At 44.9% G+C, this 18,388-nt stretch carries 23 protein-coding genes; 9 read left to right on the top strand and 14 right to left on the bottom strand.

The genetic code is table 11. The annotated features are described in order from the left end of the window. Positions 1-22 precede the first annotated feature (22 nt). From IPM44_03940 to rny, 3 genes are read right to left on the bottom strand one after another with little or no spacing between them, the layout of a single operon-like run. Positions 23-1,327: a magnesium transporter gene (locus tag IPM44_03940; protein ID QQS26837.1), complete on the bottom strand. Its 1,305-nt coding sequence runs from the start codon at positions 1,325-1,327 to the stop codon at positions 23-25. 39 nt (positions 1,328-1,366) lie between these two features. After that, positions 1,367-2,167 (bottom strand): YmdB family metallophosphoesterase, encoded by an 801-nt coding sequence (locus tag IPM44_03945; GenBank protein ID QQS26838.1) that lies wholly within the window; start codon positions 2,165-2,167, stop codon positions 1,367-1,369. Positions 2,168-2,169: 2 nt separating this feature from the next. Next, positions 2,170-3,684, bottom strand: a complete 1,515-nt coding sequence (gene rny, locus IPM44_03950) for a ribonuclease Y (GenBank protein ID QQS26839.1) — start codon at positions 3,682-3,684, stop codon at positions 2,170-2,172. 167 nt (positions 3,685-3,851) lie between these two features. Between rny and IPM44_03955 the strand changes: the two genes are divergently transcribed. Next, complete coding sequence (locus IPM44_03955; GenBank protein QQS26840.1) at positions 3,852-4,289, top strand: NUDIX hydrolase; 438 nt, start codon at positions 3,852-3,854, stop codon at positions 4,287-4,289. Between the two features lie 142 nt (positions 4,290-4,431). Here IPM44_03955 and IPM44_03960 read toward each other — a convergent pair whose 3' ends face one another. From IPM44_03960 to IPM44_03970, 3 genes are read right to left on the bottom strand one after another with little or no spacing between them, the layout of a single operon-like run. Next, complete coding sequence (locus tag IPM44_03960; GenBank protein ID QQS26841.1) at positions 4,432-4,824, bottom strand: hypothetical protein; 393 nt, start codon at positions 4,822-4,824, stop codon at positions 4,432-4,434. Next, positions 4,821-5,315: a tRNA (adenosine(37)-N6)-threonylcarbamoyltransferase complex ATPase subunit type 1 TsaE gene (tsaE, locus tag IPM44_03965; protein QQS26842.1), complete on the bottom strand. Its 495-nt coding sequence runs from the start codon at positions 5,313-5,315 to the stop codon at positions 4,821-4,823. Before tsaE ends, IPM44_03960 begins: the two co-directional genes overlap by 4 nt. Next, positions 5,248-6,555, bottom strand: a complete 1,308-nt coding sequence (locus tag IPM44_03970) for a lamin tail domain-containing protein (protein QQS26843.1) — start codon at positions 6,553-6,555, stop codon at positions 5,248-5,250. The genes tsaE and IPM44_03970 overlap by 68 nt, the downstream gene beginning before the upstream one ends. Positions 6,556-6,692: 137 nt before the next feature. Here IPM44_03970 and tadA point away from each other — a divergent pair, with 137 nt between their 5' ends. From tadA to IPM44_04005, 7 genes are all read left to right on the top strand, one after another. Beyond that, positions 6,693-8,795: a Flp pilus assembly complex ATPase component TadA gene (gene tadA, locus IPM44_03975; protein QQS26844.1), complete on the top strand. Its 2,103-nt coding sequence runs from the start codon at positions 6,693-6,695 to the stop codon at positions 8,793-8,795. Positions 8,796-8,803: 8 nt separating this feature from the next. Next, positions 8,804-10,021 carry a type II secretion system F family protein gene (locus tag IPM44_03980; protein QQS26845.1) on the top strand — a complete coding sequence of 406 codons (1,218 nt, stop codon included), beginning with the start codon at positions 8,804-8,806 and terminating at the stop codon, positions 10,019-10,021. 98 nt (positions 10,022-10,119) lie between these two features. Beyond that, on the top strand, positions 10,120-10,521 hold the full coding sequence (locus tag IPM44_03985) for a prepilin-type N-terminal cleavage/methylation domain-containing protein (GenBank protein QQS27377.1): 402 nt from the start codon (positions 10,120-10,122) through the stop codon (positions 10,519-10,521). A 112-nt stretch (positions 10,522-10,633) separates the two neighbouring features. Next, positions 10,634-11,710, top strand: a complete 1,077-nt coding sequence (pilM, locus tag IPM44_03990) for a type IV pilus assembly protein PilM (GenBank protein QQS26846.1) — start codon at positions 10,634-10,636, stop codon at positions 11,708-11,710. Further along, positions 11,707-12,261 (top strand): PilN domain-containing protein, encoded by a 555-nt coding sequence (locus tag IPM44_03995; protein ID QQS26847.1) that lies wholly within the window; start codon positions 11,707-11,709, stop codon positions 12,259-12,261. The genes pilM and IPM44_03995 overlap by 4 nt, the downstream gene beginning before the upstream one ends. Next, a complete protein-coding gene (gene pilO, locus IPM44_04000) occupies positions 12,258-12,815 on the top strand; it encodes a type 4a pilus biogenesis protein PilO (protein QQS26848.1) in 558 nt (185 codons plus the stop codon). The genes IPM44_03995 and pilO overlap by 4 nt, the downstream gene beginning before the upstream one ends. Positions 12,816-12,824: 9 nt before the next feature. After that, a complete protein-coding gene (locus tag IPM44_04005; protein QQS26849.1) occupies positions 12,825-13,133 on the top strand; it encodes a hypothetical protein in 309 nt (102 codons plus the stop codon). A gap of 31 nt (positions 13,134-13,164) precedes the next feature. Here the strand turns inward: IPM44_04005 and IPM44_04010 are convergent, their stop codons facing one another. The 3 genes from IPM44_04010 to ruvA are packed head-to-tail and all read right to left on the bottom strand — an operon-like array spanning position 13,165 to position 15,385. Further along, complete coding sequence (locus IPM44_04010; protein QQS26850.1) at positions 13,165-13,764, bottom strand: PH domain-containing protein; 600 nt, start codon at positions 13,762-13,764, stop codon at positions 13,165-13,167. Positions 13,765-13,778: 14 nt separating this feature from the next. Then, entirely contained in the window at positions 13,779-14,831 is a 1,053-nt protein-coding gene (gene ruvB / locus IPM44_04015) for a Holliday junction branch migration DNA helicase RuvB (GenBank protein ID QQS26851.1), read from the bottom strand. Then, positions 14,828-15,385 (bottom strand): Holliday junction branch migration protein RuvA, encoded by a 558-nt coding sequence (ruvA, locus tag IPM44_04020; GenBank protein QQS26852.1) that lies wholly within the window; start codon positions 15,383-15,385, stop codon positions 14,828-14,830. The genes ruvB and ruvA overlap by 4 nt, the downstream gene beginning before the upstream one ends. A gap of 102 nt (positions 15,386-15,487) precedes the next feature. On the opposite strand from ruvA, the gene IPM44_04025 reads away from it, so the two are divergent. Then, positions 15,488-15,775 (top strand): WhiB family transcriptional regulator, encoded by a 288-nt coding sequence (locus tag IPM44_04025; GenBank protein ID QQS26853.1) that lies wholly within the window; start codon positions 15,488-15,490, stop codon positions 15,773-15,775. Between the two features lie 45 nt (positions 15,776-15,820). On the opposite strand, the gene ruvC is transcribed toward IPM44_04025, so the two are convergent. The 5 genes from ruvC to IPM44_04050 form a co-directional block, all read right to left on the bottom strand. After that, positions 15,821-16,300 carry a crossover junction endodeoxyribonuclease RuvC gene (ruvC, locus tag IPM44_04030; protein ID QQS26854.1) on the bottom strand — a complete coding sequence of 160 codons (480 nt, stop codon included), beginning with the start codon at positions 16,298-16,300 and terminating at the stop codon, positions 15,821-15,823. A 76-nt stretch (positions 16,301-16,376) separates the two neighbouring features. Next, on the bottom strand, positions 16,377-16,637 hold the full coding sequence (locus IPM44_04035) for a hypothetical protein (protein QQS26855.1): 261 nt from the start codon (positions 16,635-16,637) through the stop codon (positions 16,377-16,379). Next, positions 16,630-17,331, bottom strand: coding sequence for a hypothetical protein (locus tag IPM44_04040; GenBank protein QQS26856.1), 702 nt, complete (start codon positions 17,329-17,331; stop codon positions 16,630-16,632). The genes IPM44_04035 and IPM44_04040 overlap by 8 nt, the downstream gene beginning before the upstream one ends. Further along, on the bottom strand, positions 17,328-17,543 hold the full coding sequence (locus IPM44_04045) for a hypothetical protein (protein ID QQS26857.1): 216 nt from the start codon (positions 17,541-17,543) through the stop codon (positions 17,328-17,330). Before IPM44_04045 ends, IPM44_04040 begins: the two co-directional genes overlap by 4 nt. Before the next feature lie 99 nt (positions 17,544-17,642). After that, a complete protein-coding gene (locus IPM44_04050; GenBank protein QQS26858.1) occupies positions 17,643-18,383 on the bottom strand; it encodes a YebC/PmpR family DNA-binding transcriptional regulator in 741 nt (246 codons plus the stop codon). Between the last annotated feature and the right edge of the window lie 5 nt (positions 18,384-18,388).

Consider the following 18,388-nt stretch of genomic DNA (forward strand, 5'->3'; position numbering starts at 1 on the left):
TTTTGACCCGTGGGCTTTTCTTTTATGCCCCCTTTGCGAGAAGCATATTCGCCAATGATAGAAAAACAAAGAACCCACCCACATCTGTACATGTTGTAATAAAGATTGTGGCCGAAGTAGCTGGATCTTTGCCAAAAGCCTTCATAATAAGCGGTATGACGGCACCAAAAAAACCAGCAATAATCAAGTTTACCACCATGGCAATCGCCAACACTACTCCCAGCATTGGCGAATGATTAAAGAACGTTGCCACTAATCCGACGATCAGACCATTAACAGCCCCGTTCATAGCACCAGATAATATTTCGTTTCCAATAAACTTCCAGCCCGAAGCCAGATCAATTTCTTTAAGCACAATGCCACGCACCGCTACCGCCATGGTTTGCGTGCCGGCATTTCCGCCCATCCCAGCAACAATTGGCATATAAACTGCTAAAAGAGTGAAGGCTGCAATTGTCTCCTCAAACATCCCCACCACAGAAGCCGCCATAAATGCCGTACCCAGATTAATAACCAACCACAGCCAACGATGCTTAAACTTATCCATCGGTGAATCAAGCGCACCCTCTTCGTTAGAAACACCAGCAAAACGGAATAGATCTCGCGTGGTGCGCTTATCGAGAATAGCTAAGATATCATCCGAATGAATTACCCCCAATACACTTTTATCTTCATCCAATACCACCACTTTGCGATGCGGGTGCTTTAAAAAGGTCGTTACCACCTCTCGCTCATCGGTGTTGTATATGAGTGATGGAAGTCGCTTGACGCTGGCACTAATTTTTGCTCGAGCAGGCTTTAGGGCTAAAGCATAGATTGGCAGTTCACCCAGAAGCTTTGACGCCTCATCCATTACCAGAATAATTGGCGGACGGCCCGTTTCTAAGTCGTGCTTTTCTATTAGTTTAGACACGTTACCAAATGTCTGATCCTGATGCACAATAATATAGTCAACATCCATCATGCCGGCTGCTGTTTTTGGATGGAAGCGTAATAGAAATTCAACTTTTTCACGTACCTGTTCAGAAAGCTGAGTTGTAAGGTGCTTGGCCTTTTTATCCGGCAATAGCCGCATCAAATCGGTTGCTTGATCTGGGTCAACGCTATTAAGTAGCGGGATTAGCTCATGAGTATTCAATCTTGTTACGATTGCCTTTTGCACTCGAGTAGATTGGCAAACAATTACACGTGCCTGATCAGCCGTTTCTAAGCTACGAAATATCTCCATGCGCTGATGAGGCTTACGTAGTAGTTTTTCAACCACATCCTTGTCGCCAATCTGACAAACAGCCTGGCTGGTATTTTTCTTTTTTAATAATGAAGCCATGTTAGCCCACATTATACCGCTTATGTCATGGATATGCGACTATATTTCAGTTTGGCGCTCGACTCGCTCAATTGATTTGGCGAGGCCTGTTTTGGTATCAATATCAATAAGTACAGCCGACAACGTAGCCGACCCTGATGTTGGAACTTCGTGACGACGTGGAGCATCTTCTAGCCAACGGTGAATAATGATTTCTTTTTTTACACCAAGAACTGTATTATCTGGCCCCGTCATACCAACATCGGAAATATGAGCTGTGCCCCTTGGCAATACTCGCGCATCAGCCGTCGGCACATGAGTATGCGTACCAACTACGGCACTTACTCGCCCATCAAAATAGTGGCCCGATGCAATTTTCTCACTCGTGAGATCTCCGTGCAGATCAATGAGTGAACCAGCTAGCTTCTCGCCAGTGTATTTTTTAAGAATTTCGTCGGCAATTTTTAGTGGATGGGATAGTTCCGATTGATCGGCATTATAGCGAGATCCCTCAATAGAAATGAGAAGAAATTTTCCATACGGCGTATCAAGTGTCAGTGAACCACGACCCGGCCGAGAATCTGGGTAATTAGCCGGGCGTAAAACCGGTATTGAATGGTCTTCAAAGTACGGGTAAAAAACGGACTTCTTAAAACTATGGTTTCCACCAGTAAACGCATCCACGCCCGCATCCATCAACTCCTGAATAGCTTTTATTGTCAGCCCATTTCCAGTTGTCATATTCTCAGACTGAGCAATGACGAGGTCTAGCTCCAGCTCCGTACGCAAGCCCGGTAAGAGCTTCTGCACTGTGCGGCGACCAATCCGCGCCACCACATCACCAATAAAAAGGGCTTTCATGGCTATTTCGCGTACTCCTCGGCGCGAGTTTCACGAATCACGTTTACCTTAATTGTGCCTGGATATTTAAGCGTTGCTTCGATTTTTGTGGCAATTTCTTGTGCCAGCTTGATTGCTGATAGATCATCAATCTCGGCCGGACGTACAAATACACGAATTTCTCGACCGGCCGACATGGCATAGGTTTTCTCTAGCCCCGGAAATGTATTGGCGATATTCTCTAAGTCTTTCATGCGCTTAGCGAAGTTCTCCACTGAATCCCCGCGTGCACCTGGTCGGCCAGCTGAGAGCGCATCGACCGCACGCACAATCACCGCCTCGGGAGTTGTAGCTTCGATATCATCATGATGAGCCTCGGCGGCGTGAATCGTTGGTTCATCCAAGCCATATTTTTCAAGCAACACACGGGTGAGATGATGATGCTTGCCTTCCATCTCGTGCGTTACAGCTTTGCCCAAATCATGCAAATAAGCAGCCCGTCGCGAAATACGTACATCTGCGCCAACTTCTTCGGCAATCATTGCCGCCAGGTGCGCCATCTCCACCGAGTGCTTTAAAACATTTTGAGAGTAGCTGGTGCGAAATTTCATCGAACCCATGAGGCGAACAATTTCTGGTGGCAAGCCGACCACACCGGCATCTCGCCCGGCTTCTTCGCCAGCTTTTTTGATCTCATCCTCAATCTCATTTTGGGCTTTCTTAACCACCTCTTCGATACGTGCAGGATGTATCCGCCCATCTTTTATAAGTTTCTCTAAGGCCACTCGTGCAACCTGACGCCGAACTGGATCAAAGCCAGATAGCACCACAACGCCGGGTGTTTCATCAACCAATATATCCACACCGGTAGCCCGCTCGAGAGCCTGAATATTGCGTCCTTCTTTACCAATAATTCTTCCCTTTACATCATCACTTGGCAATACGACAGTGGTTACCACGCGCTCGGTAGCAACCTCATTTGCCATGCGCTCCATTGCCTCCACCATAATTTCCGAAGCGTTGTGATCGGCTGTCTCCTTGGCTTCACGTTTGCGCTTTTCGATGTACTCAACTAAGTCATGCTTAATTTCTTTCTCGGTCATTTCCATAATTTTTTTTGTAGCATCGGCCTTTTTTAGCTTAGCAATTTTTTCTAGATTCTCTTCCTGTTTTTTACGGATTGTCCGTAACTCATCTTTAATGGCATCAATCTCTTTCTCGCTAGATTTTAAATTATCACTCTTGCGCTCTAAATCAGAAAACTTAGCATCTAGACTAGCTTCTCGATTAGCTACGCGTTTTTCTGCATCATCCAATTTTTCGCGCCGACGCCGTTCATCGGCTTTCGCCTCTTCGGCTATCTTCACCGATTCTTCTTTGGCGGCAAGGGTAATTTCTTTAGCCTTAGCTTTAGCACTATCAACTACTTTTTTTGCCTCACCTTCCGCAGATTTGGAGCGGTTTTTATCATAGACTGACTTTGCCCCTACACCAGCAACGAGCGCAACAACTGCAACGCCAAGTGTAATTGGTTCCATAATTCACCTCTTTTCTTAACATCAATTAGCAGTCGGTGGAGCTGCTCAATTGGTTAAATAATAATGTGTTGTATTTCAAAAAATAATCAAAAACAGATTTACGGTACATTACTATTGTTCGCCTTTTTACAAGTAAGTGCAAGCGTGAAGCGTGTATACTGATAGCTATGAAGATGGGTCCCGATATTCCAGATAGTTATTATCGAGTTAGTGTAAAAGCTCTCGTTACCGATGAAAATAACCACATACTCGTAGTTAATGAGCGTGGTACAGGCTGGGGTTTGCCTGGTGGTGGCCTAGATTGGGGAGAAAGTGCTGAAACCGCCCTCGAGCGTGAGATTTGGGAAGAGCTTGGTTGTGCTGCGCAAATAGAGGAACAGCCCGTACTCATATCGCCAGCTCATGCCCACCCATATAACCAGCATGTACTTTGGATTATCTATCGGGCCAACATTAAGCCAGAAGAAATTAAGCGTACTAACAATGTGGTTGATGCTAAATTTATGACTATCTCAGAGCTGAGAAAAAATGAGGAAGACTATGAGATGAAGTGGGAAAGCCCAATCAGTTTCTGGAATGAGCTAGAAAAACTTATTACTATATAAAAGCTGCTTAAACACCGTATCAAGGGTATAAAATATCAAGTTGTTCCACCAATACACGGACCAATATTATCGCGCATGGCAACAAAATCAGCCTCGTCTTGAGCGGAAAATAGTACCAATTTTTGAATACGCTTATCCATGGCTACTGCCTAGGTTTCGTTATATTTGGTTCACGATCATAGGTGGGCGCTACATAGTTGCCCGGCTTGGTTGATTTTAGCTTCATCGCGCCACCTGTAAGCCAATTCTCACCTTCGCCAGCTACCACGGCAATACCATGCGAATAGGCTAGGGCATTAGCCACTGTCGCACCTATACGCAAACCAGTAAATGAACCACTGCCAGAAAAAATGATTATGCCAGTCAAAGCTTGTGTACCTACACTATTATCTGCTAAAAACTCATCAATCTTACTTACTAACGTGGTGGCCAATGCACGATGAGCTTCCCATGAGTAATTAGCCTGCGTATTCCCTGCCTCATCAAGTAAAACTAACTCCGCTACTGGCTTATCGGTACGGATGGCTAAAATCATGTTATTGACTCCAATTCTTGCCTAACATCATTAAGTCTATTTTGAGTTGATTCGCCTGTACCAAAAATATCGTAGCGACGAGTCGACTCATCAATAAACTTTACTTCCACCACAAATCTATCCGCTATAAGGTGCTCACGAAAGTGGTCTGCCCACTCCACACAAATAATAGTGTCACCACCAACAATAACTTCGCGCATTTCCTCTAGCAAGATTTCATCTTCGCCTAGTCTATATAAATCATAATGCTCAAGCCTACCACCTCTAGGTATTTTATAGGAGCGCTGAATGTTATAGGTTGGACTCGTAACAGTCTGCCCTATCCCCAGTCCAGCAGCAATCCCCTTAATGAAGGCTGTTTTACCACCACCTAAATCACCCACAAACTCCAGCACATCGCCCAGCTGGAGAACTTCTCCTAGCTTATGACCGAGCGCTAAACTTTGCCCGTAGCTTCGTGATAAAAGATGTAATCTCTGGTCGGTATTCATATATTCCATATCCTAACGCAAGTACCCCTAGCCCGGCTACTAGCCACACCCACGGTACTGTCTGTGTCTGCGCATCGACAGGATCGGATGCACCATTTGAAACTGAGGCACTGGCTGTTTTTGCAAGCTTTGGTGTCTTTGTTTTTGCAGAGGTTGCTTTCTTTTTTGCAGATTTAGCAGAATCTTTCTTAGATTTAGTCTTCGAGCTAGCCGCCGCTACAACATCTTCCTTAGCCAATGCAGTATTAACCGCATTTGGTGTTACTGACGCTAACCAACCCCAGCCCTCTACAGTCACACCAAATGATAGACCTTCTTTTGCATCCACGTAATTTGGTGTTTCCATCACGACACTCCCAGATGGATCAAGCAGTGAGATTGTGTCGCCAGAATTATTTAGAGATAATTTTGTCTGTGCCGACATCAGCGCCTTATATTGACCCGGAGCTAACACCGTTCCGTCTAGCTTTGCCGAATGCCCAGCAGCATCTTGTAATTTCCATCCTGCTAGACTAACAGCTTCAGAGCCGGCATTATAAAGCTCTATAAATTCATCCGAGCTGTCACTGGCTGGGTTTTTTGGATCTGGTAATAACTCGGTAATCTCAATACTTACATCTACTGCAGCTACCGTATCGATAGTTAGTGTAGTGGGACTCACAACTCCTTCAGTATTGTTCGCTAAAGAAGTCTCTAAGCTGACCACCTCAAAATCATTACTATTATCCCCAGTATCCACGCCAACTCCATTGCTGTCGATCTTTCGTGAAAGCTCATTGCCGGGCGATAGAGCCACCGTAGCAACCCCCTCTGGGGCATCTCCAGCACCCCAAGCAACCGCATCTAAAATGCCTCCCTTGGCATCAATCAGGCGCAGATTGCCATCTTTCTGCGCAAAACCACTGGTCATCTCCGCATCACGTTCTCGCTTAGTGGCAAAGATATACTGTTGTCCAGCAGATATTAATACTCCATCTCCAACTCGAGCTTTTTCATACCAACTCTTACCCGTAGCTGCTTTATACTCAATGGTATACCCACTAATATCTAGTGTTTCGGATGATGTATTAATAATTACAATAAACTCATCTGATGCATCAGTTTTTGAACCGAAAAATGCCTGACTGATTAATGCGTGAGATGTATTTTGTACTAAATTAGACTCCGCAGCATTAACATTTTGTACAAACGGAACCAGGGCCATCGCAGAAGCCAACATCCCAAATAATATTCGTTTCATTTATTCCCCCTTATTTTCAACTGTTAAACACCATACAGCAATAAAAAACCGAAAGTAAAGCGTATGCACAATACTTTCTTAAAAAACGACACCAATCACCCGCGTGTAACTTGCTTATGCTAAAATAGATGTTAATTATGCGTATCTCTGTCGAAACACTCAAAAAACTCCTTATTTCGAGCGGTAAAGTAACGCCCGAAGTTTTAAAGCAAGCTGAAACTACTGCCGCGCAAACCAGCCAGCCACTAGAGCAAATCGTTATTCATCGACACATAATTGGTGAGCGTGAGCTGGTGGCACTATATGCAAAAAGCCTTAACCTCCCCTATGTTGACCTCACTAATGTCAAGATACCTCGAGAGATACTGTCTCGAATTCCCGAGCGAATCGCTAAAAAATACCAGGTCGTTCTATTTGGTCAAAACCCTAAAACTCACGGTTGGCAACTTGCTATGTCCGACCCCGAAGATGTACAGGCTGTTGATATAATTGACAAACAACTGGGCGGTAACCTACAAGTTTATGTGGCGACACAAAGCGATATTCTAACGGTCTTAGATCAATATCGCACTGGCCTTGATAATGAGATCAATAAAGCAATCCGTGAGAGCGCCACAACTGGTGATGGAGCCACCAAACAGGATACAGTGAGTGCCGAAGACATCTCGGAAGATGCTCCGATCGCCAAAACAGTCAATATCATATTGGAGTATGCAGTAAAAAGTGGTGCTTCGGACGTACATATTGAACCGCGCGAGGGCATTGTGCAAATCCGCTATCGTATTGATGGTATTTTGCGCGAGTCAATGACTCTACCGCGTCAAATATTACCAGCCGTAGTCAGTCGTATTAAAATACTTGCCAATCTTAAAATAGACGAACATCGCGTCCCTCAAGATGGTCGTTTTAAGGCTACAATTGGTTCTAAAACAGTTGCTATTCGTGTTGCCACCCTGCCAGTTATGGAGGGTGAAAAAGTAGTAATGCGAATTTTAAATGAATCCACAAAAGCCGCTACCTTAGAGGAACTGGGTTTTTCCGGGCAAGCATTGTCCTCAATTAAAAATGGAATCAAGCAACCAGACGGCATGATACTCGTAACTGGTCCAACCGGTGCTGGAAAATCTACTACGCTCTACAGCGTATTGACACTTATGAATACTCCGAGCGTGAATATATCGACCATTGAAGATCCGGTAGAGTACCGTGTTCCAGGAGTTAACCAAACACAGGTCAATACTCAAGCTGGGATGACCTTCGCAAATGGATTGCGGGCGCTACTACGTCAAGATCCCAATATCATTATGGTGGGAGAGATTCGTGATGCCGAAACTGCCGACTTAGCTATCCAAGCCGCCCTCACCGGCCACACCGTACTCTCTACGCTCCATACCAATAACGCTGCCACCACCCTACCACGGCTCCTCGATATGAACATCGAACCGTTCTTGATTGCTACCACTGTAAATACAGTCATTGCTCAACGTCTAGTGCGTAAGCTCTGTACAAAATGCAAAACCCCCTACACACCAAGTGGATCTCTGTTAGATGAAATTGAGTCTACCTTTGACTTAACTCGTGTACTACCCCATCTTAATACCGAATCATCGGCCACAGATACCCCTCAACAAGCTTCTGCCTCTGACCCTACCCCAGCTCCAAAGCCAATTGCCGATACCGCCCCAATTCGCAAAGACTCATCTCGAAAAGTTATCCCCGTACCAGAAAATCTTGACCTCGAACGACGTAGTATTCTCGATCGTATCGCTCAAGACCCAAATATTATCGATCGCCCATCGGGAGACGGAGACGACTCATCGATTGGGTTGCCAACAGACAATATCAAACCAAATCCAGTTCAACCACCACAAGCTACTGGTGAAGACAAAATCCAGCAAATTGTCGAGGGACCAACCGAAAATTCAATCGATGAGCAAAGCCCTTTTGATGAAATGCCCCCAGCCAGTACACCTAATAAAAATACCGATACATTGGTTCTATATCGATCGGTTGGCTGTAAACAATGTGGCAATAGCGGATTTTCTGGTCGCATGGGTATTTACGAGGTACTTGATATATCAACTGAAATTGGCAATCTCATAACCGCCAAGGCAACTGCCGATGAAATCCAAAAGCTCGCCATCAAGCAAGGTATGTCTACCATGCAAGAAGATGGCCTAATGAAAGCCCTGCAAGGCCTCACTACAATTGAGGAGGTGTTGCGCGTAACGCGTGAGTAGATTAGCAAATGGAAACCTACACTTATCAAGCTCACTCTCGCTCAGGTCAAATCGTTAGCGGCACACAAAAGGCCAACTCAAAAAAAGAGATTGTTGATGCACTGCTTGCTAAAGACATGACTCCAGTCATGATAGAATCTGCCGATAACTCGGGTATTGCCAGTAAAATAAAGAGCCTCATTCCTCATGGCCGGGTCTCCATGAAGGAAAGGGTTATTTTTTCACGCCAATTTGCCACCATGATTGGTGCCGGAATTCCAATAGCCCGCTCACTGGCCATACTCAAAACTCAAACTTCCAACAAAACTCTAGCATCAGCCCTAGAAACCATTGCGCACGATGTCGAATCGGGCTCAACACTTTCTGATAGCATCTCTAAATATCCAAAAATCTTTAGCCCTATCTATACGTCCATGGTGCACGCTGGGGAAATTGGCGGTATTTTAGATGACGTCCTCAATCGCTTGGCCGATCAAATGGAAAAGGATTCCGAGCTGGTTAGTAAAGTGCGCGGTGCCATGGTCTATCCTGGTTTAATTTTTGTAGTTATGATTGCTGCGTTAATATTCATTATGACGGTAGTAGTTCCTCAACTAGAGGTTGTCTTTGAAGCTGTGGATACTGAATTACCATGGAACACACAGCTATTATTAAACCTATCGGCTACCATGCGCTCGCAAGGGATACTAATTGGGTTTATTGCAATAATAGGTATTTTTATCTTTCTGCGCTTTGCCAAAAAAAATCAAAAGCTTCGACATAGCTTACATCGATTTTATTTAAAAATACCTGTTTTCGGCATGATAATGCGAAAAATAAATATTGCTCGTTTCGCCCGTACCTTTGGTGCGCTACTTGGAGCTGGCATACCCGTCCTAGATGCACTAAAAGTGGTAAGCGATTCGCTGTCTAATGTAATTATGCAAGATGAACTTGTGGCTGCCTCCACTGCCGTACGTAACGGTGGAAGTATCGCCAAAGCTCTAAAATCCAGTAAAGTTTTCCCTGTTATCGTACCGGAAATGATTGCCATTGGTGAAGAAACTGGTGAATTAGAGAAAATACTTATAAAATTAGCAGATTTCTACGATAAAGAAGTCCAGTCTCTAGTCGCCAACATCTCATCTGTTATAGAACCCATGATGCTCATAGTAATGGGGAGCTTAGTAGGTTTTATTATAGTCAGCGTGATTGGCCCGCTATACCAACTAACGAGTGGATTTTAAATATCGAATTTGGGTTGACCATTAAGCATAAGCGCAATATAATCAAATCATCATTAATGAATTAATAATTGGAGGATAATCCTTAAGTTATGCAACTAATAAACCGCAAGCAAAAAGGCTTCACGCTACTCGAACTGCTCATCGTTATTGTTATCATTGGTATCTTGATAGCACTGGTTTTGCCAAACCTTATTAACGGCCCAATTCGTGCCCGTGACGTCCGTCGAAAAGAAGACTTAAATGCCATCTCAAGTGGTCTCGAGCAATATTACAATGATAACCAGGCCTACCCAGCTGCTCTAGCCGACCTGACTGCAGGTAACTACTTGAAGGAGATTCCACAAGATCCTCGTAGTAACGCCAGCTATACCTACACACCACTACCAGCAACTGGCCCACCATACACTAGCTTTACCCTACAGGCCACGCTTGAAAACAATAACGACAAAGATATTAAGTCTGGCACTACAGATACCTATGAGGTGGTAAACAAACAATAATCACCTGTTACACATAACTCTAAAAGCCACTCTAAATAGGGTGGCTTTTAGAGTTATGTGTATACCTGTACAATGGTATTATAATCATAAGCGTAATTAGATTTTATAAATAATGCATTTACCCCTAATATATAAAAATCAAGCCGTATTTGGACTAGATATAGGTCAGCATGAAGCTAAGTTCTTGGAACTAAAAAAATCCAAGCGTAGCTATCAGCTAATTGGCATTGGCTCCGTTGAGCTTGGGTCTGACACAGTAATTGAAGGTGTAATAGCTGAACCCGAACATCTCGCAGAGATAATCCAAGCCGGTCTTAAAAGACCATCTTATGGGCGCATAACGGCAAAAGCAGTGGCTGTTGGCTTACCACAGGCACACCTCTTCACTCGATCAATTACACTGCCGGCTATGAAGCGAGAAAAACTCACTGAAGCCGTGCAATGGGAATCGCAACAATATATCCCTATGCCAATGAGCGATCTATACATGGATTTCGAAATAGTTGAAGAAAAAAAAGATACTACCGGCGCAATAAAGAATTATGAAATATTCCTAGTGGCAGCACCACGCGCAATTATTGATAGCTATATTAAACTATTGGAATTTTTACAACTCACGCCACATAGCTTTGAAACAACTTTAGCGGCAAATATTCGAGCCCTACATCCAAATAGTGAAAGTCATACACCTGTCTTGGTATTAGATGTGGGCTCTACTGCAACCGATATGGCCATCGTTACTGATACTATTAAAGTATCTACCACAACTCCATTCGGAGGCGATCAGGTAACTAAAATTATTGCTCACCACTTAAAAGTATCTAATGAACACGCCCTAGAGATTAAAACTAAGTTTGGTATAGCTGAGTCTGGCTTGCAAGAAAAAGTCGTCTCGGCACTTCACATTTCACTGGATCAATTAGTTACTGAGATACAAAAGCTTATCAAATACTACCAGGAGCGGTCAACCGATGAGCGCCACAGCCCAATAGAGCAAATACTAGTAACGGGTGGAGCTTCACACATGCCAGGTTTTGCTAAGTATTTAGAGACAAAGCTAAAACTACCTATACTAATTACTTCTGCTTGGGATCACCACAATGTAAAACTCGCCTCACCACTACCTCAAGATGTAACATCGGGCTTTACAACTGCTTTTGGGCTAGGCTTGCGAGGATTTTGTGAATGATTAATCTACTACCACCAGAAATAAAGGCACAACGACACTACTCACAGTATAATCGCCTACTGATCCACATTCTGATCGGTGTGCTAGTTTTAGCAATACTAACGACAGGTGCATTTTATGTAACTGGACTAATGCTTAACCAAGAGCAAACCAGACTAGCTAAAGATATTGCACGCGAAGGTGATAAGAGTAAAAATTACGGACAAATTGAGAGCCAAGCCAAAGCCCTAGCCGATCGCCTTACTACCATCGAGAAGATCCAATCGGGTCGGACTAATTATCCAGCACTTTTAAGAGCACTAGCTGAAGCCACACCTTCGGATGTCTACGTTGCAAGCTTTGCCGTAGAGCCAGCCGGAAAAACAATGAGCCTCACATCATATGCTGCCTCCGACCAAGCTGCAGCTAATTTTAAAAACGCTCTAGAGGCATCACCTCGCTTTAACTCCGCCGCCATTCAGGTAATCGAGCCTACATCCGACCCCTACTCCGCTCAACCAACTAGCCGGGTCACCTTTGTAGTGGGTCTCGAACCGGGAGCGCTACAATGAAAGCTAAGTTATTTTTCTACATTCTGTGTGGCCTACTCATCTTAACTATTGTGGCGTTTGGTGTAGGCTACGTCTGGGGGCGTGAAAAACTTGTAGCTCAAAAAGAAACTATCAACGAAAAAAAGCTTGAACTAAACAATAATCAAAAACGCATCGATCAACTAATTCAGCTCTCAAGACGCTATGAAGCCGTAAAATCTAGATCAAGCGAAATTGATCAAGCCCTACCAAAAACCTCTCAGCAAGCTGAGATACTACTGGAACTAAAGGCTGCCGCCCAAGAATCTGGAGTTAATATCGCCAGTATGCAGTTTACCGGCACGGCAACGCCTGCAAATGCCAGCACCAATCAAGCTACAGCTCAGCAAGATTTATTTATCCTACCAATCTCAATCCGCGCATCCGGTAGCTATCCACAAATTATTGCCTTCCTTAACCGCCTTGACACCCTCAGTCGCTATAATTCGGTTACTTCACTAGCAGCCAATAAGCCCGCTACTAATCCCAACCTACTAGAAGTTAGCATGTCATTGGTGGCATATTTGAAGCCATAGGAGAAAATTATGAACTTAAACGTCAAACTTAATGCCGATACCATAAAAGTAATAGTTAAAAAATTAGCCAAATCACTTGGTGTTATTGCAGTTTTAGCTGCAGGTGGCTTTGTTATCTATACGGGGTATTTCCTAACTAATCTTCTCTATTCTACAGGCGACATAGCAACAGCTGAAAAAAAACAGACAGACACTGCTGCTGCAAAACAAATCCGCTTTAACGAAAAAACTCTCCAGTCGCTCGATAACTTAACACCAGCAAGAACGGCCCCGAGCACTGAAGATGTTGGTAAAGAAGATCCCTTTGCCCCCAACTAGTTATTAACCCCTGTACTAATACGGCTACGACTTACCGATCAGATTCTTTACGAATTAGGCCATCACCTTCGACTGGCTTGGTCTCGGCAAATTTCTCGTAGGTCTCTACAATGGTAGCCTTCACATCATACGGATTGGGGACATAATCAAAATGAAACAGTTCTTTCTCACCTGCTGTCTGGACCGTCACCGTACCATAGTGAAAAATAGTCTGCATCGGACCCTTAACCTGTACTGAAATATCCTGCACTCGGCTTAGGCGTAGCGTTGCAATGGTACGCTGAAAAAGCCCCACCTGATCCATATCTACAATATTTTCATCAGTAATGAATAGTCGGTTTTGCCACCACACATAAATGGATGCCACAGCCATAAAACAAGCTAGTAAGATTGCCCCAAAACCCACTGGAATAAGCGGTATTGGTATGGCTTCTGTCGTATGTCCCGCAAAATTAGTTGACGGAATACCCGGATCACCAGCTGCACCCCAGTAAATCAGTATCAATCCAATAAAGAATAGTAATACTGCCACACTAACATAGGGCAACACCGCCATAATGTGCTTGTGTATTACGGTTTGAACAACCTCTTTGTCGTCTTGCCCGGGGTAACGTCGATCTAGTTCTTCCATGTCTGTATTTTACGCTATTCCTCCATATTTAAGGAAATTTGTTGATCTGAGTTTAAATTTGTATCTGGTGGGGTTAAGCCTAAATGCCTATACCCTTTCTCGCTCACCATCCGTCCGCGTGAAGTTCGCCTCAAAAGACCCTGCTGAATAAGATATGGCTCAACCACATCTTCGATAGTTTGTCGTTCTTCCGAAAGTGCTGCAGCCAAAGCTTCCACTCCAGCTGGACCACCATTATAGTGATCAATTAAAGTTTGTAAGACTCGACGATCGGCGCTATCCAGACCGAGGGCGTCAACCTCTAATAGGGCAAAGGTTGCATCCAGCACATCTCTATTAACTACAGCATCATTATGTACTTCGGCATAATCACGAATTCGGCGGATCAATCTATTTGCAATACGTGGCGTTAATCTTGAACGAGCAGCTAACTCAACCAAGGCATCATCTTCCATGCGGATTTTCATCAAACGAGCGGTACGGGATAAAATTCTTGCTATCTCGTCGGGAGAATAAAACTCTAGGCGCTGAACTATCCCAAATCTATCTCTTAACGGCCCCGATAACGCCCCAAACCGAGTAGTTGCACCAATGATGGTAATTGGCGCCAACTCTAGCCGTAGCGACTGCGCTGATGGTCCCTTGCCCAACATAATATCAATCACATAATCCTCCATCGCCGGATATAAAATTTCTTCTACAATTCTACTTAGACGATGAATTTCATCAATAAACAACACATCCCCAGCATTGAGATTTGTTAATAAGCTCGCCAGATCTCCAGCTCGCTCAATGGCTGGACCAGAGGTAATCTTTAGCTGGCCACCCAACTCGCTTGCAATAATGTGGGCTAGGGTTGTCTTACCTAGCCCTGGTGGTCCATACAAAAGCACATGGTCTAGCGCATCGCCACGTTTTTTTGATGCCGCTATCGCCAACCGCAGTGCGTCAATTGCTTGGCGCTGACCGATATATTCATCAAAATTAGCCGGACGAAGTGACTCCTCAAACTGAGTCTCCTCACTACTGGCGTCTGGTCGCACTAAATCATCCTGTCGCTCTATCATGAACCAATCTCCCGCAAAGCTTGTCGAACCCGCTCACCCGTATCGAGGTCAGTGGCAACCCCGCTTAGGGCTGCTTGAGCTTGATCAGCCCGATAACCTAGCTGAACCAAGGCTTGCAAAGCTGGGTCGGCAGTTTTTGTAACTGGTTGATCACTAGCGACTAGCTTGCCTCTCAGTTCTAGAATTATCCGCTGAGCTGTCTTACGCCCCACTCCACTTACCTGACTGAGCCGAGTAGTCTCTTCAGAATCAATAATGGTCATCAAAGTTTCGCCATCGTATAATGAAACAATTGCATGGGCCATCTTAGCACCAACTCCGTTAACACTCACTAACTTGCGGTACAATTGCCTCTCACTTTCAACCCGAAAGCCGTACAGATCATAGCTATCCTCACGGATATTTTCAGATATATAAAATCCAACTTTCGCACCAATCTCCAATTCGGCAACATCGCGCACTGGTACGATCAGCTCATAACCAACGCCATGCACGTTCAATATAATGCGATCATAATCACGGGTGGCAACTACCCCCTCCAAGTGCGCTATCATATACTCATTATTACACATTCTGCGGCAAAAGGTCTGTACTCCACCCTCCCAAACACGTAATATACAAATAAGATAGCACCTTACGTAGCACCAAGGGGGAAGATGAGCATCACCGATGATCATCGAGCAGCCGTACTTGTAGCCAAGCATTCAGGAGATCCCGACTACTGGCGTGAGTTCGCCAACTGTCTGGGAGCAAATCCAGATCTTTTCTTTCCAGATCGTGGTGTCTCAACTAAAGAGGCCAAGCAGACCTGTCAAGACTGCATAGTGCGCGAAGATTGCCTGGCATTCGCCCTAGCTAATTGTGAACGATTCGGTATCTGGGGCGGACTATCGGAACGCCAGCGCCGTCGTATGCGCCGCCAGAACTCTCCTCGCCCACGCTAAACCAATTAAGGTCTGCCTTGGCTAAAATTTCCACACCGCGAAGTATTAGCGTGGTGTTTTTATATGGCCAGTATGCATCAGGGCAATAGCTAGGGCATCAGCTGCATCATCAGGCTTTGGAATAGCACTGAGTTTAAGACGGACTTTAACCATTTCTTGTACCTGCCTTTTAGTAGCCTTACCATAACCGGCTATACCCTGCTTAACTTGCAACGGCGTGTACTCAAAAATTGCTACACCAGCCTGCTGCAATACCAGCAAAACCACACCACGCGCCTCACCAACCGTCATGGCAGTCGTAACATTGGTTGAAAAAAATAATTTCTCAACTGCCACCTCTTGTGGTTGATGTTTTTGCATAAGACCCTGCAAATCATCATATAAAACCGCAAGCCTCTGGGCATGGGTTAAATCCTTGTGAGTTGTAATTACGCCACAGTCTACTAGTTTATTTATACCTTTTTCATGCCGTATCACACCAAAGCCAGTTGTTGCGATACCTGGATCAATACCAAGAATAATCATGTCACCAGTATACGTTAAGAAGTAATAGTAAATGAATAAAAAGAACCCACTCTGTTAAAAAGAGTGGGTTTACAGTCTAGCCAAACCAAGGTGCATGATTTGGCATGGGTGGTAGAGGCAAAGGACGATCTGCGTAGATCTCTAGTAATTGCCCTTGCTTCAGCACAAGGTACGCACCCGCATGATCGTCATCAGATGCTGAAATCTCCAGCACCACAACCACATCGGGCTGCTTGGCTGGATTGGGCTTGATCAGCCTGGCTCGCACCGTTCGAGTATTACCAGCCTCATCCTGATAGCGCACGCGTCGACGTTCACCAAACGGAATGTCAGTCATCAAACATCAGCTCCTCGTAACCACCGGCGTATTTAGGGTTCTTCTCCCGAAACTCCGCCCCATGACCAATATTGGTCACGATTGGGCGATTTTCAGCGCAGAAAGGGCAGTTTTTAGACGAATAGTTTTTCACATCCAATTGCCAAGCCACATGCAGCACGGGCACGTCGAGCGAGCGAACTGTTACGGCACGTGTTCGATTCACCATACAAGCCACACCAACCACCTCTCCACCAGCTTGCCGTACAGCCTTAATGGTTTTCTTGATTGATTTTGCTGTCGTCATCACATCTTCAACTACTAGCACTCGCTTGCCACGTACAGTGCTCGCAAAACGTGAGCGCTCAAGGGCAAACTGCTTACCGTCCTTATCGGCCCACACCGCCTGCACATAAATGCCTTGAGCGATCAAGCGCTGCGACAGACCACCAATCAGATATACCCCACCGGTAGCCGGCCCCACCACAACCTCTGGATGACGCTCCGGACTAGAACTACTGAAAAAACAGTCTTTCCAAAAGTCATAGAAGTAGGCCATCCGTGAGGCGTCTGGGAAGATACGATCAGCATTAAGATAAATCTCAGCGTGATCGCCCGAGCTCAAGACCAAATGACTCCCCTCAATCACAGCTTTTGTCGCTGTAAAATGATTAACCGCCCACTGCTCGCTTCGAGCAATCGCTGGCAATTTCATCGGATAATTCCCCTCTCTCGCAAGAACTCTTCTGGGTCAACGCCAGCGTCAAGCAACTCAGCCCACAGGCAGCCCAGCGTATCGCTGGAGTCCAGTTCCATCTCACGGATACTGGCTAGAACATCATAACTTAGTCTAGATGAACAGACTGCCAGCAAGTATTCCGGTGAGGGTAGGTCGACCAGGTCTTCCTCAACTCTCGCTCTATCCACGATTACTCCGCTCTATTTTAGGTGCAAAAATAACCGTGCTATTCTACATTCTTTTTAGGTATTTTTCAATAAATAAAATTTGACAAATACTGGCTATATTCAGACACTAACTCGCTCAAGTAAGTCGTCTGAAATATCAAAGTTGGCTGTCACGCTAGAAACGTCATCAAGATCATCTAAAAAACTAATTAGCTTCATAATACTCCGAGCTTTACCTTCATCTTCTACTCGCACTGTTTGGTTTGGCACAAGCTCAATATCGGCCGATTCAACATTTGTTTCACCCAACGCCTCTTTCACGACCTCTAGATCTTTTGGTGTGGTATAGACGACAAGCTGATCGCCCGAGTCGTCAATGTCAGTCGCACCAGCCTCTATAGCCATCAAGCTCATGTCGTCTTTATCGGCCGAAACCCTGCAGAGAATCACACCTTTTTTATCAAACATATAGGCGACTGATCCAGTCGACCCAAGATTACCACCGTATTTAGAAAATGTACTTTTTACGTCTGAAGCTGTACGATTACGATTATCTGTCAACGCCTCCACCATCACAGCCACACCAGCCGGACCATAGCCTTCATACACTAACTCCTCTAGTGATGCCCCTCCAGCCGTTCCAGCGCCACGCGCAATCGATCGATCAATATTAGAGGCCGGCATATTGGCCTGTTTAGCTTTTTGCACGGCAAGGCGCAAGCGAAAATTCATGTCTGGATCGGCTCCATCACGAGCCGCTAGTGCAATTTCATTGCCCAGCTTAGTAAAAATCTTTCCACGCTTAGCGTCAGCGGCACCTTTTTTATGCTTAATACTGTGCCATTTACTATGTCCACTCATATAGC

The organism is bacterium, from assembly GCA_016700035.1.
In the GTDB taxonomy this organism is placed as follows: domain Bacteria; phylum Patescibacteriota; class Saccharimonadia; order CAILAD01.